The sequence below is a fragment of the Pseudomonas persica genome, assembly GCF_900291015.1.
Taxonomy (GTDB): domain Bacteria; phylum Pseudomonadota; class Gammaproteobacteria; order Pseudomonadales; family Pseudomonadaceae; genus Aquipseudomonas.
This window is the reverse complement of sequence record NZ_OLKL01000029.1, coordinates 118850-132607: the sequence shown is the minus strand read 5'-3', so window position 1 is coordinate 132607 and position 13758 is coordinate 118850. Positions and strand designations below refer to the sequence as shown.

The 13758-nt window shown below is 65.0% G+C and carries 14 protein-coding genes; 8 read left to right on the top strand and 6 right to left on the bottom strand.

The window, feature by feature from the left end; translation table 11 throughout:
• The first annotated feature begins 104 nt into the window (after positions 1 to 104).
• Entirely contained in the window at positions 105 to 479 is a 375-nt protein-coding gene (locus tag FQ664_RS14770) for a fe2+ zn2+ uptake regulation protein (protein ID WP_144172854.1), read from the top strand.
• Positions 480 to 515: 36 nt separating this feature from the next.
• On the opposite strand, the gene FQ664_RS14765 is transcribed toward FQ664_RS14770, so the two are convergent.
• Positions 516 to 704 carry a hypothetical protein gene (locus tag FQ664_RS14765; protein ID WP_003248064.1) on the bottom strand — a complete coding sequence of 63 codons (189 nt, stop codon included), beginning with the start codon at positions 702 to 704 and terminating at the stop codon, positions 516 to 518.
• A gap of 157 nt (positions 705 to 861) precedes the next feature.
• Between FQ664_RS14765 and FQ664_RS14760 the strand changes: the two genes are divergently transcribed.
• The 4 genes from FQ664_RS14760 (at position 862) to FQ664_RS14745 (ending at position 3303) form a co-directional block, all read left to right on the top strand.
• Entirely contained in the window at positions 862 to 1320 is a 459-nt protein-coding gene (locus FQ664_RS14760; protein ID WP_144172852.1) for a hypothetical protein, read from the top strand.
• A gap of 251 nt (positions 1321 to 1571) precedes the next feature.
• Entirely contained in the window at positions 1572 to 1952 is a 381-nt protein-coding gene (locus FQ664_RS14755; RefSeq protein ID WP_144172850.1) for a Mor transcription activator family protein, read from the top strand.
• A gap of 60 nt (positions 1953 to 2012) precedes the next feature.
• Positions 2013 to 2672 carry a DUF2589 domain-containing protein gene (locus FQ664_RS14750; protein ID WP_144172848.1) on the top strand — a complete coding sequence of 220 codons (660 nt, stop codon included), beginning with the start codon at positions 2013 to 2015 and terminating at the stop codon, positions 2670 to 2672.
• A gap of 76 nt (positions 2673 to 2748) precedes the next feature.
• Positions 2749 to 3303, top strand: coding sequence for a DUF2589 domain-containing protein (locus tag FQ664_RS14745; protein WP_144172846.1), 555 nt, complete (start codon positions 2749 to 2751; stop codon positions 3301 to 3303).
• 18 nt (positions 3304 to 3321) lie between these two features.
• Here the strand turns inward: FQ664_RS14745 and FQ664_RS14740 are convergent, their stop codons facing one another.
• Genes FQ664_RS14740 through FQ664_RS14730 form a run of 3 tightly spaced genes read right to left on the bottom strand, consistent with a single transcriptional unit; the run spans position 3322 to position 9438 of the window.
• Complete coding sequence (locus tag FQ664_RS14740; RefSeq protein WP_144172844.1) at positions 3322 to 6996, bottom strand: translocation/assembly module TamB domain-containing protein; 3675 nt, start codon at positions 6994 to 6996, stop codon at positions 3322 to 3324.
• Positions 6993 to 8735: an autotransporter assembly complex protein TamA gene (locus tag FQ664_RS14735; RefSeq protein ID WP_144172842.1), complete on the bottom strand. Its 1743-nt coding sequence runs from the start codon at positions 8733 to 8735 to the stop codon at positions 6993 to 6995. Before FQ664_RS14735 ends, FQ664_RS14740 begins: the two co-directional genes overlap by 4 nt.
• Positions 8736 to 8787: 52 nt before the next feature.
• Entirely contained in the window at positions 8788 to 9438 is a 651-nt protein-coding gene (locus tag FQ664_RS14730; protein ID WP_144172840.1) for a GNAT family N-acetyltransferase, read from the bottom strand.
• A gap of 132 nt (positions 9439 to 9570) precedes the next feature.
• On the opposite strand from FQ664_RS14730, the gene xthA reads away from it, so the two are divergent.
• The gene (xthA, locus tag FQ664_RS14725) at positions 9571 to 10383 is read left to right on the top strand and encodes an exodeoxyribonuclease III (RefSeq protein ID WP_144172838.1); all 813 of its coding nucleotides are present in this window, start codon (positions 9571 to 9573) and stop codon (positions 10381 to 10383) included.
• Positions 10384 to 10733: 350 nt separating this feature from the next.
• Here the strand turns inward: xthA and FQ664_RS14720 are convergent, their stop codons facing one another.
• Together FQ664_RS14720 and FQ664_RS14715 are read right to left on the bottom strand one after the other, a co-directional pair.
• On the bottom strand, positions 10734 to 11486 hold the full coding sequence (locus FQ664_RS14720; protein ID WP_144172836.1) for an anti-sigma factor family protein: 753 nt from the start codon (positions 11484 to 11486) through the stop codon (positions 10734 to 10736).
• Entirely contained in the window at positions 11483 to 12004 is a 522-nt protein-coding gene (locus FQ664_RS14715) for a sigma-70 family RNA polymerase sigma factor (RefSeq protein WP_144172834.1), read from the bottom strand. Before FQ664_RS14715 ends, FQ664_RS14720 begins: the two co-directional genes overlap by 4 nt.
• Before the next feature lie 130 nt (positions 12005 to 12134).
• Between FQ664_RS14715 and FQ664_RS14710 the strand changes: the two genes are divergently transcribed.
• Entirely contained in the window at positions 12135 to 13181 is a 1047-nt protein-coding gene (locus FQ664_RS14710; RefSeq protein ID WP_144172832.1) for a catalase family peroxidase, read from the top strand.
• Complete coding sequence (locus FQ664_RS14705) at positions 13178 to 13711, top strand: cytochrome b (RefSeq protein ID WP_144172830.1); 534 nt, start codon at positions 13178 to 13180, stop codon at positions 13709 to 13711. Before FQ664_RS14710 ends, FQ664_RS14705 begins: the two co-directional genes overlap by 4 nt.
• The last annotated feature ends 47 nt before the right edge of the window (positions 13712 to 13758 follow it).

Here is a 13758-nt window from a genome sequence, read left to right as displayed (position 1 = left end):
AACCAAGGATTTTTTTGCGATTGGGCTGCAGTTTTTTCGTTCTCATTCGTCCTAGTAAGTGAGGCACCCATATTTCGGGTTCGTCCACGAAAAGGAGCATTCACATGTACAACCCGCAACCCTCAATCCAGACTGGGCACGTCCCAGGCAAAGCGCCCAAGGGACAGGACGTTTTGGCTGACGAACGCATCGGCAACGAACAGATCCGCGAGCTATTGCGCAGCTTCGGCCTGCGCACCAGCCTGATCCGCCTCAAGGTCATCGATGCCTTGCACGCCGCCGACCGCAATGGCCGCAGCATTGGCGTGCGCGGCGTGCACGCGCAGCTGGAACAGCTGGATATCCCGCTGTCGTTCCTCAGCGTGCGCGAAGTGCTCAAGCGGCTGTGCGCCGAGGGCGTCATCCAGCTGGGGGGCGACAAATGCTATAGCCTCAACCCCCAGGCGCGCGCCGTGCTGGAGCAAGCGCCTTCGCGCTGAGCGCATGGCCGGCCATATCTGGCCGGCCCGCCAAGGTCAGGGCTTGACCTTGCGCCGCAGAATGCCGTTGATCACCACGACCACCACGGCGATGGCGATGGCCAGCATCTGGAAGGTCTGCTCACTGATCGTGCCCTGCTTCTGCAGGTGCGACAGACCCAGCATCAGGCCCAGTACCACCAGGATGATCAGAAGAGAATATTTGAGGCGCTGCACGTGTGTCATCGAAGGTTCCTTGCAACATCAGGGGCAAATGGCTCGCAACGAGCACGAGCCGCGCCAATGATACAACGGTCCCCCGCCCCGGCGCTGCATTTCCTGCTGGGTGAGGTGGCGGCTGCCTGAAAGCATTGGGCTCCCAAGCACCCATGCCGGAGGCACCATGTACAAGCCCCTACTGTTCACATCGCTGTTCCTGACACCCTTTTCCCTTCATGCACTGGACACCCGCCAACCCGCAGCCGAGCAACTGCTCGAACTGGGCCGCGAACTGGCTGCCCACGCCGGCAGCAGCCAATGGCAACAACTGTGGCAACGCGTGCGCCGGGCCGGTTACCTGCAGGTCAATGGTGCTCCGGTGCATTTCAGCGTACCGCTGGCGCAACTGCCCGAACTGGCCCGGCAAACCCTTGCCCGGGCCGACCAGGTACAAGCGCTGCAGCAGACCCAGGCGCTGTACCGTCGCAACTTTGCCGACCAGGTCATCGGCCAGCGCGACGGGCAGCCGCTGCATGCGCTGTGCCTGCTGGTCGATTGGCGCACGCTACCACAAGGCATGCTCGACACCCCCCAGGCCTACCTGCGCAGCGCCAGCCTGCTGAGCAGCTACCCGTGCGATTGAGGGTTACCGGGCCCAACACGTATCACAGGGAGAGACCTGATGGGAAATCACCCGTCACAGCGAAATGTTGAAGCCATGTCCTACAACACCGGATATCGCTGCCTGCAAAACCTGTTCGCCGAAACTACAAGCCCCAACCTATATGCCGCCTAGCGACGCGCCTCGGCTGTCACAGAAAATCCAGTCACACCTTCGACATAACGCCGCTGGTGATCGGGTAGCCCAGCCCATCCGCCCCGAAGGAGCGCCATATGCAATTGCCAGACTTGAGCCAAATCGACATCAGCCAACTGCCCCACTCGCTGCAGGCCCTGATCGACTGCATCGGCATCGACAGCGCCTACCAGCTGACCTGCGCCTACGGCGGCAGGCCCAAGTACATCCCCAAGCATCGCGAGCGCACCAAGCTTGCCGACGTGCTGCCGGCCGAAGCACTCGACGCGCTGATCAAGCGCTTTGCCGGTGTCGCCCTGGAGATCCCCAAGGCAGACCACTTCCTGCGCCAGTTGCGCAACCTGCAGATCCAGAAGGAAAGCGCCAGCGGCTTGTCCCGCAGCCTGCTGGCCGACAAGTACGGCCTGAGCCTGCGCCAGATCGGCAACATCCGTCGCCAGGAACCTTGCACTCGCTGAAGCCCAGACATCGTGGCCGCCATTGACGGCCACCTTACCCACTAGAAAGAGCATCCCGATATGTCGATAGATAACAGCCTCATCGGCTCCGTAATCAACGCCCTGCCGATGGACCGCATGATCGCAGGCCCCCTGCAGGCCATGGTCCAGGCCCAGGTCACCGCAAGCAAGTCGTACGCCGACTTCCTGATGCAAGTGTGCGTCCAGGACGGCAAGGCCGTTGCCATCCAGTTCGACTACGACGAAACCATCGTCGACGAACAGGGCGAATACAAGGGCGTGGTCAGCAAGACCATGAAAGTGCCGCTGGTGGCGGCCATCACCCACCCGAACATTTCCATCGAAGAAGGTAATGTCGAGTTCGAGCTGGTCATCAACCAGATGTCGGAAGACGTTTCCAGCAAGGACATGAACGCCGAGGCGACCGGTTCGCTGGGCTGGGGGCCGTTCAGGCTGAACGTGAAAGGCAGCGTCAGCCACAAGTCCACGCAAACCCGCAAGACAGATACCCGCGCCCGCTACGCTTTCAACACGACCTTGAAGCGCCAGGAGCCGCCTGAAGCGATGATGCGGGTGATCGAATTCCTGACCGATGCCGCGACAAAGCCAACCGTCGTCAAAACCGCCACACTGGACAGCCAGGACGCAATTTCCCAGGCAGATACCTTGAAGAACCCTGCGGCCGATGGCACTCCGGCCCCTGGCGCCGGTACGCCTTGAGACGTACCTCCCTGCCCCGAACAGCCCCCCAGACCAGCGACAAGGGGGGCACCACCTGGCCTGAGGAGTCGAATCATTGGATAAATCCCCCGCCCCCATGACCTCCATCGACCTGCGCGAAATCACCCGTGGCCTGCAGGAAGCGGCCAGCGCTACCAACAGCCTGATTGCGCAGCAGTACATCAACCTGTTCGACCAGTTCTTCGAGTGCGACAGCGAGGCGTTGGGCGCGCCCATGAAAGCCAAGATGGTCGAGGTGGCCATGGACGGCCAGCACATCATGCGCGTGCCGCTGTTCGCGCTGGTTTCGCCCAAGGGCCTGGCCCTGGAGCGCATGCAGGTCGACCTGTCGGTGCGGGTCAAAGGCACCGAAGCGCAACAGGCACTGCTGACTGCAGGCGAAAACAAGGCCGCGAGCTTCAAGGTCACCCTCGGCGGCCAAGGCCGTCAGGGTGAGAGCCGTGACCCCGATGAAGTGCAAATACGCATGCAGTTCCAGGCCAGCGAACCACCAGAAGCCCTCAACCGGCTGATCGAGGAATACACCAGCCTGATCGTCCCGATACGTGCCCCCAGCCCGCCGCCCTCCCCCGATACCAATGAGTTCATCGAGGCGGCCACCGTCCGTTGACGACCGCCCCGCGCCGGCTCAGAAGTCGCGCTTGTAGAAGATGTCCAGTGAGCTGGCCAGCCCGCTGGCGGCCTCGAGGTACACCTTTTTGCTCAGCTTGTAGCGCAACGCAATGGTGTTCGCAGGCTCGAACACCCCTACCCCATAACGCAGGCTCAGTTTATCGGTGAGGTTGCCGCTGGCGACCACGCTGGTGGTATTGCCCGAACCTTCGGTGTCCAGCTGGAAGTCGTCGATGCCCAGGCTCGAGGCCAGGCTGCCGGTGATGCCGGCGCTACCTGCCAGCCCCAGGCCCAAGGCTGCCTCGGCGAGCATGTTGTTGTCTTCGCCGGAGGCGCCCAGCGGCCGTCCCAATACCAGGTAGGACAGCGCCTGCTCCTGGCTCATGGCCGGCTCCGAGAACACTTTGCTGGTGGGCTGTTCGGCACTGCCGCTCAGGCGAATACCGGCAATCACGTCGTCGACCTTGCGGATCGCCTCAATGTCCAGGTAGGGCTGGTCGATCGGGCCTGCGAACAGCAGCCGCGCCCGGCGGATGGTCAGGCGCTGGCCGTAGGCACGGTAGCGGCCGTCGGCCAGGCTCAACTCGCCGCGGGTATCGAGGTTGTCGCCGATGTGCACATGGCCGAGCAGGTTGGCCTTGAGGCCAAAGCCACTGAACGAAAGCTTGTCGCGGCCCACTTCGACATCAATGTCCATGGCCATCGCCATGGGTGGCTTGCCCTCCTCGGTCTGGTGGCCGACGATCACCGTGTCATCCGAGACCTTGACAGTGGATGGTGGCAGCTCGCGCACGGTGATCGTGCCCTTGGGCACCTGTACCTTGCCGGTCACCGCCAGCTTGTCGTCGATCAAGCGCAAGGTCAGGTCGGGGGCGACCTCCAGTGTCGCATAGGGCTCGACCGTGACGGGCAGTTGCTGGCCCTGCAAACGCAGGTCCATGCCCAGTGCCTGGCCCCAGGTGAGGTTGCCACTCAGTTGGCCACGCCCCGCCTCGCCACTACGCCAGCCGCCATTGAGCTGTACCTGCTCGCCGGCAATCACTGCCTGCAATGAAAGCTCCTCGAGGCTGACCGGCAGCTCGGCGCCACTGACTTCGCCGCCGCTGAGCATCAGGTTGCCGTTGACCTGCGGCGCCAGCAGGGAGCCCGACAGCCGGCCAGTGCCATTGAGCTGCCCGGCAAGGCGCTCGACCATCGGCACGAACGGGCGCGCCACTGACAGGTCGAGGCCGGCCAGGCGGAATTCACCCGACAGCGGCTTGTTCTTGCCCAGTGGGTCGAGGCGGATGTTGACGTTCAGCTCGCCCAGGCGCTCGCCGCGGAACGCCAGGCGGGTATCGATGCGCCGTGGCGCCAGCGTGCTGTCAAGGCGCAGGGCCTGGTACGGGAAGTCGACCCAGCGATCCTTGTCGCGCACGCGCAAGGTACCGCCACTGGCGTCGACGATGATGTTGCCCTTGGGGCCGCTGGCCGGGATATCCAGGTTGATGTCGGCATTGAGCAGGCCCTGCCAGGCGAAGTCCTTCGGTAGCCACTGGGCCAGGCTGTCCAGCGGGAATTGCTTGAGGTGGTAGCGCAAGCGCGGATCGGGGGCCAGGCGCTGGTCATCGCCACACAAGCTGGCCTGACCGGAGCGCCAGCAGTGCGCGGCAAAGTCCAGCTGCCCGCTGGCCAGCCGCTGCAGGCGCGCCGGGGCCTGCAACTGCCAGTCCTGGCCACCGGCCTGGATCCGCCCACTGGCCAGGCGCCCACGCCAGTCACCCTTGCTCAACTGGCCATCCAGGCCGAGGTCAAGCTTGATTTGCGGGCCGTCCAGCGCCAGGGTCAGAGCTTGCTGGCGAATGTCGCCTTTGCCGTTGGCCTGCAAGGTGCCCAATGCCGTGTCACCCAGGTGAATAGCGCTGGCCTTGAACTCGATCACGCCGCGCTGGGCGTTGTCCAGGCGGGCATCCAGGTCCAGCTGTTGCAGGCGGTTTTCCGCCTGGGCCAGCCGCTGGCCCTGCAGGGTCAGCGTACCTTGCGGGGCCTGCAAGGTGCCAGCGACGTCCAGCCGGCCCTTGACCTGGCCCTGCAACCTTGGCCACAACTGGCCCAGGCGCGGCAGGTCGAGGTCGAGCCGCCCAGCCAGGCGTTGCTGCAGGCTGCCACTGCCATTGATACGGTTATCCCCCAACCGGACGGCCAAGGCGCCCAAGGTCCAACTCTGCCCTGCCCCTTGGGCCTCGACCGTGAGCGCTGCCGGCTGGCCGCGCAGGCGGCCTTTCAGGTCGAGCCGGGCGTCGAGGCTCAAGGCGTCCCCCTTCATCTCGCCTTTGCTGCGCAGCGGCCCCGCCAGGGTACCCGGCAATTCAGCCAGCCAATAGGCCGGGTCGAGCGCCGACAGCTGCAGGTCGACATCCCATGCCAGGTTGTCGGCAAAGCGCACGGCGACACTGCCGGTGGCCTTGCCTTGCCCAGCAGTCAGCGCCAACTGCGGCAGCTTGACCTGGCTCAGGTCACCTTCGAACGGGCTGGCCAGGCTGAACGCACCGGCCGGGCCAGTCAGGTCGCCATTGAAGGTGCCCTGGTAGTTGCCATCGCGATAATGCACCTGGGCCATGAATCGCTTGAGCGTGACCTCAGGCGGTGTCTCCAGTGGATACAGGCGTAGCCACGGGAAGTCCTGCCAGTCCAGTCGGGCATCGGCGACCAGGCCTTGCTGCCAGTCGGCCGTGGCCTGCAACTTGACCCGTTGGGTATCGCTGGCATTCAAGTCCAGGGCATCGAGCCTGGCGCCTTTGCTGTCGACCAGCCCGGACAACAGCAAGGCGATCGGTGACTGCTCGGCCGGCAGGCTGGCCGCCCCCGACAGTTGATAACCCTTGAGCAGGTTGCCACTGGCATCAAGCTTGAGCTGGTTGAACTGCACGGTATCGGGCAACGAGCCTGCCGGCTTGAAGGCCTCGGCGCGGATCTGCAAGGTCGCCGGCAGGTGCTCGGCCAACGCCTGCAATTGCCCGCTCAACGTGGCATCAAGGTAACCGCTGCTGACACCGGCAAGCTTCAGGGTTTTCTGCAACTCCCCGGTGGCGCTCAGCGCCAGTTGCCAGGGTTTGCCATCTACCGCAGGCAGTTGCAGCTGCGCCTGGAGTTGCACCGGCCAGTCAGCTTCGGGCTGCAGGTCGCCCTGCAGGTCCAATTGCAGGGCGTCGCGCTGCAGGCGCAAGCTGTCGATGCGTAGCCCGGTGTTGGTCCAGTGCGCCGCCAGTTGCAGGTCGCCAAGCAGGTCACTGCCATCCAGGCGCAACTGGCCAACCTTGGCCTCACCCAGTTCGATGGCCAGCGGCAAGCGCAGCGCCGGCAACTGCAGCGGGCCACTGTCGGCCGACTTGGTGCTGGGCGCAAAGGCCATGTCGATGCGCTGCGCCTGCAATTGGTCAATGCACAAGGTAGAACGCAACAGGCATGCCGGCGACCAGGCCAGCAGCGGCGCCTGCACCTCTAGCGTGCTGCCACCGTCCGCCCAGCTCAGCCGGCTGGCTTGCCAGCTACCTGCCAGGCGGCCCTGGAAGTCAGCCACCTCAAGCCCGGGCACCTTGCCCAGCACCCAGCGGCTGCCAACCTCGGTCCCCAGCAGCAAGCCGAGTGCCAGGCCCAGGCTCGCGACTACCCCGAGCAGGCCCGGCAGAATGTACTTGATCACGCGTTTCACAGCTCAGGCCCCATGGAAAAGTGCAGGCGAATTCCCCCTTCATCATCCAGCGCCTTGGCCAGGTCCAGGCGCAGCGGCCCGACCGGCGACACCCAGCGCACGCCAAAACCGACACCAGTCTTGAGGCTTGGTAGTTCCAGGTCGTTGAACGAGTTGCCCTGGTCGACGAAGGTTGCCAGCCGCCACTTCTCGGCCAGCGAATACTGGTACTCGACACTGCCGGCGACCAGGTAGCGCCCGCCAATGCGGTCGCCGTCGCTGTTCTTCGGCGACAGGGTCTGGTAGTCGTAGCCACGCACGCTCTGGTCGCCACCGGCGAAGAAGCGCAGCGACGGCGGAATGTTGTTCTTGAAGCCATTGGTCGCGCTGCCACCGAACTGCACCCGGCCAAGCAGGCGGTGGTTATGGCCAAGCGTGGTCAGGCCCTTGAGCAGCACGTTGCCATGCAGCAGATTGGTGTCCGAGACCAGTCCTTCCTTGGCCGCCTGTACATCGAACTGCAGACGGTAACCGTTATGTGGGTCGATGCGGTTGTCACTGCGCAGGAAGGAGAAACTCACCCCCGGCATCAGCAGGTTGCTCAACCCGGAGTCATCACCCAGGCGGTATTCCTCGCGCTGGTACTTGAGAGAAATCACCCGCTGCCAGCCGCTGGGCAGCTTGCTGTGCCACTCGGGGCCCACCGTCAACAGTTTGCTGAGGGTGTCGGTGCCGGCAATTTCTTCGTTCTGGTAGCCGCCGGCAAAGCGCAACTTGTCGGTCAGCGGGGGGTCGAGGGGGATGTCGTACCACAGGCCGACGTTCTGCCGGGGCGCCGACAGTTCGGTTTCCCAGCCGTAGCTATGGCCCTGCGGGTTGACCCAGTGGCGGGTCCAGTTGGCCTTGCCGCGTGGCCCGACGTCAGTCGAGAAGCCCAGCCCCAGGCCCATGGTGCGCGGTTTGCGGGTTTCCAGGCGGACATCCACGGGGACCTCTTCGCCCACGGCGGCGGTGGGCGCCGCATCCACGCGCACGCCTTCGAAGTAGCCGCTCGATTGCAGGTCATTGTTCAGTTCGGCGATCAGTTCCGAGTCGTAGGGTGTACCCGGCTTGAACGAGACCATGCGCTGCAGCAGGTCGTCGTCCAGCGGTGTGTCGCCACCGAAGGTGACGGCGCCCAGGCGATAGCGCGGGCCGCTCTGGTAGACCAGTTCGATATCGGCCACACCAGCCTGGGGGTCGACCGCCAGGCGCTGGCGGCTGAAGCGCCCACTGAAGAAGCCATAGCGCGACGCCTGGTTCTGGATCAGCCGCTTGGCATCTTCGTAATGGCCGTGGTTGAGTTGTTCGCCCGCGCGCAGGGCCTTGCTATCGGGCACGCGAAAGGCCTTCATCTCGCTGGCGGGGCCTTCGATGCGCACGGCCACGTTGCGCAGGCGAATCGGCTCGCCGGGGTCGATGGTGATGATCAGCTGCGGGGAACGGTCGGCCTCGCTGGCGGGCTTGACCTCGGTATCGATCTGCGCCTGGTAGTAGCCAAGTGCCTGCGCGGCTTTGCGCGCCTGCTCCTGGGCGCCGCGACTGAAGCGCAGCAGCGCTTCTTCATCGCGGTCGCCAAGGGTACCGATATAGCCTTCGACATTGGCCTTGAGCGCCTTGTTGGCCGGTTTGACCTTCACCAGCAACTCGCTCTGGCCCCATGCTGCGAAACTGGCGGCCCAGATAACCAGACCCCAGGTCAATCTTCCTGAATACGTCATGCGGCGCATGCTACCAGAGCCGGGCGCTCAAGGGAGCCGCCGCGCGGTCTGCTCAGGCAAAAGCTGAATTGGAGGAGACCGGGTTGGGATGGAAGAGCACCCTCTCTCGGATTGGTCCTACAGCTACCTCGCCAATTTCCTCATAGCCCTGGCGCTGGTAAAAAGCCAGGTAGTGCTCGTTGCCGGTGTCCAGCACCACACCCTGGGTACCAGGGTCTTCTGCGCACCAGTCATGCACAGCTTGTAACAATTGTTCGCCGTAGTGCTTGCCCTGAAACTGCGGGTGCACGCCCAACAGCGGCAGCACATGCACCTCATCGGTGGGCAGGCTGCTGGCCAGGGCGGCCTGGTAGTCCATGTAGTGGCGCGTACAGCGCAGCCCGGTGCCCAATATCATGCGCAGGCGCCAGGCCCAGCTGTCGGCCACCCCCAGCCGGCGCAGCGGCGGTACGATCAGGGCCAGGGCGATCAGGCGGTCCTCCACCAGCAGGCCGATGGCAGGCAGCTGCAGGTAGAAGTGTTGGCGTACCCATTCGCGCACCATCACTCGCAGGCGCCGCTCATAGCCTGGGCGTTGCGCCTCGAAGATATAGGCGAAGGTAGGTTCGTGACGGTAGGCGTTGTACAACAGCGAACGCGCCTCACGGCTGTAACCATCATCGAGCAGGCAGACACGAGCCGGAACGGCAGTGGTTTCGGGCATTGCGGGCAGTCCTCCTGGAACGGGCGTACAGTGCTCTGGAAAGGACGTTAGCAGCAGCCTCCCGAAGCCGCCATGCTGGTGATGGCAAGCGATGTCGGCTAGCATCGCGCCTTTTACCGGGATTATCTTTCCATGAAGATCGTCTGTTTCAATATCAACGGCCTGCGGGCCCGCCCGCACCAGCTGGCGGCGCTGATCGAAAAGCACCAGCCGGACGTGATCGGCCTGCAGGAAACCAAGGTCAGCGACGATCAGTTCCCGCTGGTCGACGTGCAGGCGCTGGGCTACCACGTGCATTACCACGGCCAGAAAGGCCACTACGGCGTGGCCCTGCTGTCGCGCCAGGCACCGCTGAGCCTGCACAAGGGCTTTGCCAGCGATGAGGAAGACGCCCAGCGCCGCTTCATCTGGGGCACCTTCGCCGATGCCGATGGCAACCCGATCACCATCATGAACGGCTACTTCCCCCAGGGCGAAAGCCGCGACCACCCCACCAAGTTCCCGGCCAAGCAGCGCTTCTACAACGACCTGCAGGCGCTGCTGGAAGGTCAGTTCCGCAACGACCAGCCACTGCTGGTGATGGGCGACATGAATATCTCACCGCAGGACTGCGACATCGGCATCGGCCCGGACAACGCCAAGCGCTGGCTCAAGACCGGCAAGTGCAGCTTCCTGCCGGAAGAGCGCGAGTGGATGGAACGTTTGAAAGGCTGGGGCCTGGTGGACAGTTTCCGCCACCTGTACCCGGAGGTGACCGACCGCTTCAGCTGGTTCGACTACCGCAGCCGCGGCTTCGAGGACGAGCCCAAGCGCGGCCTGCGCATCGACCTGATCATGGCCTCGCAGCACCTGGTGCCGCGGATCAAGGATGCCGGGGTTGACTATGAACTGCGCGGGATGGAAAAACCGTCGGACCATGCGCCGATCTGGCTGGAGTTGAGCTGATCGCCAAGGGCTGCTGCGCAGCCCATCGCCGGCAAGCCAGCTCTCATAGAACTGCACATAACTCGTTGAATTAGCAGGGCCCCTGTGGGAGCGGCTTTAGCCGCGAACACCGGCGCAGCCGGTGCCATGCACCGCGTTGGATTCTTCGCGGCTNCACAGGATGCACGGACCGCTTGCGAATTCAGTTCTCTATGCGACAGCGCAGACCAAAGGGCTGGGCCATCTCCCACAGATACAGCGCAGGGTTCAAGAGTTGTGCAATCCCCTGTGGGCGCTGGCTTGCCGGCGATGGGCCGCAAAGCGGCCCCAAAATGACAGGAGCGAAAGAGATTCAAGGCAACCTTCCTTGCTCACAACCCCAACCGCAACGCCTCCCCCACCCCCGCCCCGCGCACATCGTCCGCCGCGCTGACCAGAGCAAAGTTATAGGCCCCATGCGACCAATACCGCGCCTCCAGCTGGCCATCCACCCGCTGCCCGTCCGGCATGCGCCGGTACTGATCACCCGGTGAGCGCAGGAACAGGCTGATACGCTGGCCCTTGCCATCCTCGAACACCAGCAGCGCCGCGGGCCCCTGCTCATTGCTGAGCAGGCGCGCGCCCACTGGTTTGAAGCCATAGCCTGCCAGGTCCGGCAACTGGCCCACGCGGCTGAAGTGCCGTCCCAGCCAGTCGCGCAACTGGCCCGGGTCGCTGGCCTGGATATCCAGTACCTCGCTGCCGGCGAACAAACGGTGCGCCTGGACGGCATCGGCCATCGGCAGGTCGGCGCGCGCCAGGGTCGCATCGCGTACCTGCCAGCCGCCCAGGCCGCCAACCCCCAACGCCACCACCACGGTCGCCGCTGCCGCCCAGCGCCGCTGGTGGCGTTGGCGCAATTGCCGGCGCAACTGGCCAAGCTCCAGCTGCGCCGCCCCAGGCAGTTCACCGAGCCCGGCCAGTGCCGTGCGCAAACGACGGGCGTCGGCACGCCAACCTTCCACCTTGGCCGCAGCCTGCGGGTTGGCCGCCAGCCAGGCCTGCACCTCGGCCCGGCGCACAGGCTCCAGGCGCTCGTCGACGTAAGCGTGCAATTCGTCTTCGCTGGGGATCAGGCGCGTCATTTCAGTCTCCGCAAGGCCGGGGGCTGGGGGTTGCCCTCGGTCAGTTCGCGCAAGGCATTGCGGGCACGCGACAGGCGCGACATCACAGTGCCGATGGGAATGCCCAGGGTTTGGGCGGCCTCCTTGTAGCTCAAACCTTCGATGCTGACCAGCAGCAGCAACGCACGCTGTTCTGCTGTGAGCCGGGCGAAGGCCTGCAGGTCGGCCTGGGCCAGGACAATGGCCTCGAGGTTGTCGCCGACCGGCTCGTCGTCGCGCTCGGCGCGGCCGAACCAGGACAGCCAGCGCGCATGCAGGCGCTCGCGGCGCTTACCGTCGAGGAACAGCCGATAGAGGATAGTGAACAGCCAGGCCCGCAGTGCATCGGCGTCGCGTTGCTGGTCGCGGCGGCTCAAGGCCCGCTCGACCGTGGCCTGCACCAGGTCGTCGGCGCTGCCCGGCTCGCGGGTCAGCCATACGGCAAAGCGGCGCAGGCGGGCCAGCAGCTCGCGCCACTGGTGGTCGTCCAGATCATGCATGGCAAAGTCCCGGTCTCTGGGGTTGTCAGTGTAAGAGGCAGACGCCTGTGAGGAAATTCTATTCCCGACAAGGGAATAAGTTTTTCCCTGCGCCGTCGTACCGGCACCTTCACTGAACCGGACAACGACCATGAACTCACCCCTGCACGGCCCAGCCAAGGCCCTGCGCCTGACCGCCATCGGTGCCGTGATGCTGGCCGCAGGCGTCGGCTTTGCCTATGCCGCCGGCTGGCTCGGCGCAACCGGCCTGACGCCACAGCGCATCATCGACACCTTCGAAGCCCAGGCCGGGCATTACCCGGGTTACCGCAAGAACCACGCCAAGGGCCTGTGCGTCAGCGGCTACTTCCAGCCCAGCGGGCAGGCCGCCAGCCTGTCGACGGCGCGCGCCTTCAGCCAGCCGCGGGTGCCAGTGATCGGTCGTTTCGCCATCGGCGGCGCCAACCCGTTCGCGCCGGATACCGGCATACCGGTGCGCAGCCTGGCCATTGAGCTAAGCACCGACGACGGGCAGGTCTGGCGCACCGGCATGAACAACCCACCGGTGCTGGCGATAAACACGCCACAAGCCTTCTATGAGCAGGTACTGGCGGGGGCGCCAGACCCTGCCACCGGCAAACCGGACCCGGGCAAACTGCAAGCGTTCTTCGCCGCCCACCCGGAAAGCGCGGCATTTCGCCAGTGGGCAGCGAGCTACAAGCCCAGCAACAGCTTCGCCAATACGCAGTACCACAGCATCAACGCCTTCCGCCTGATCGACGCTGGCGGCGCGGCCCACCCGGTGCGCTGGCAACTGGAGCCGCAAACAGCATTTGCCGCCCTGCCTGCCCAGGTCAATGACAAACAGTTCCTGCAGCACGACCTGCAGCAACGCCTGGCCCACGGCCCGCTGCGCTGGACACTGCGCCTGGTGCTGGCGGAACCTGGCGATGCGGTGGACGACCCTGCCAGCCCATGGCCTGCCGAACGGCGCAGGGTCGACGCCGGCACGCTGGTGCTGGAGCAGGTCGACAGCCCCGGGCAAGGGGCCTGCCGCGATCTCAACTTCGACCCGCTGATCCTGCCCCGGGGGATCCAGGCCTCCGCCGACCCGATCCTCGCCGCCCGTTCGGCCGCCTACTCGGAATCCTTCAACCGCCGCAGCCGCGAATCGCTCGGCACCGGAGCCCGCCCATGAAAACCCACGCCTTCCACCCCCTCGCCCGCCTGTTGCACTGGCTGATGGCCGTGCTGATCCTGGCCATGTTGTTCATCGGTGTGAGCATGGTCACCGACCTGTCGCCGCGCCACCCCGTGCTGATCGGGCTGCACAAGGCCACTGGCCTGGCCCTGTTGGTGCTGGTGTTGCTGCGCATCGGTGTGCGCCTGACCGTGCCCCACCCGGCCCTGCCGCGCGACCTGCCCACACTGCAACGCCGGGCCGCCGGGGCCTCGCACCTGCTGCTCTATGGCCTGATGCTGGCCATGCCACTGCTGGGCTGGGCCATGCTGTCGGCCGGTGGCTACCCACGCCCGCTGGATTTGCCGGCCATCGCCCCACATGACCTGCAGCTGTATGCCGTACTGCGCGAGGCCCATGGCTGGGCTGGCTACCTGCTGTTCGCCACGGTGCTGGTGCATGTGGGCGCAGCCTTGATGCACGCGTGGGTGCGCCGCGACGGCGTGTTGCGTAGCATGTGGCCTGGCCCACTGCGCCGCAGCGAATGACTGACGGCAGCCCGGGGCTCGACAACCGATAATAGTTCTTAACAAGA

Bases quoted from the DNA above. Each gene is read 5' to 3' on its own strand.
- FQ664_RS14770 (WP_144172854.1), top strand. From the start codon at position 105: ATGTACAACCCGCAACCCTCAATCCAGACTGGGCACGTCCCAGGCAAA.
- FQ664_RS14765 (WP_003248064.1), bottom strand. From the start codon at position 704: ATGACACACGTGCAGCGCCTCAAATATTCTCTTCTGATCATCCTGGTG.
- FQ664_RS14760 (WP_144172852.1), top strand. From the start codon at position 862: ATGTACAAGCCCCTACTGTTCACATCGCTGTTCCTGACACCCTTTTCC.
- FQ664_RS14755 (WP_144172850.1), top strand. From the start codon at position 1,572: ATGCAATTGCCAGACTTGAGCCAAATCGACATCAGCCAACTGCCCCAC.
- FQ664_RS14750 (WP_144172848.1), top strand. From the start codon at position 2,013: ATGTCGATAGATAACAGCCTCATCGGCTCCGTAATCAACGCCCTGCCG.
- FQ664_RS14735 (WP_144172842.1), bottom strand. From the start codon at position 8,735: ATGACGTATTCAGGAAGATTGACCTGGGGTCTGGTTATCTGGGCCGCC.
- FQ664_RS14730 (WP_144172840.1), bottom strand. From the start codon at position 9,438: ATGCCCGAAACCACTGCCGTTCCGGCTCGTGTCTGCCTGCTCGATGAT.
- xthA (WP_144172838.1), top strand. From the start codon at position 9,571: ATGAAGATCGTCTGTTTCAATATCAACGGCCTGCGGGCCCGCCCGCAC.
- FQ664_RS14720 (WP_144172836.1), bottom strand. From the start codon at position 11,486: ATGACGCGCCTGATCCCCAGCGAAGACGAATTGCACGCTTACGTCGAC.
- FQ664_RS14715 (WP_144172834.1), bottom strand. From the start codon at position 12,004: ATGCATGATCTGGACGACCACCAGTGGCGCGAGCTGCTGGCCCGCCTG.
- FQ664_RS14710 (WP_144172832.1), top strand. From the start codon at position 12,135: ATGAACTCACCCCTGCACGGCCCAGCCAAGGCCCTGCGCCTGACCGCC.
- FQ664_RS14705 (WP_144172830.1), top strand. From the start codon at position 13,178: ATGAAAACCCACGCCTTCCACCCCCTCGCCCGCCTGTTGCACTGGCTG.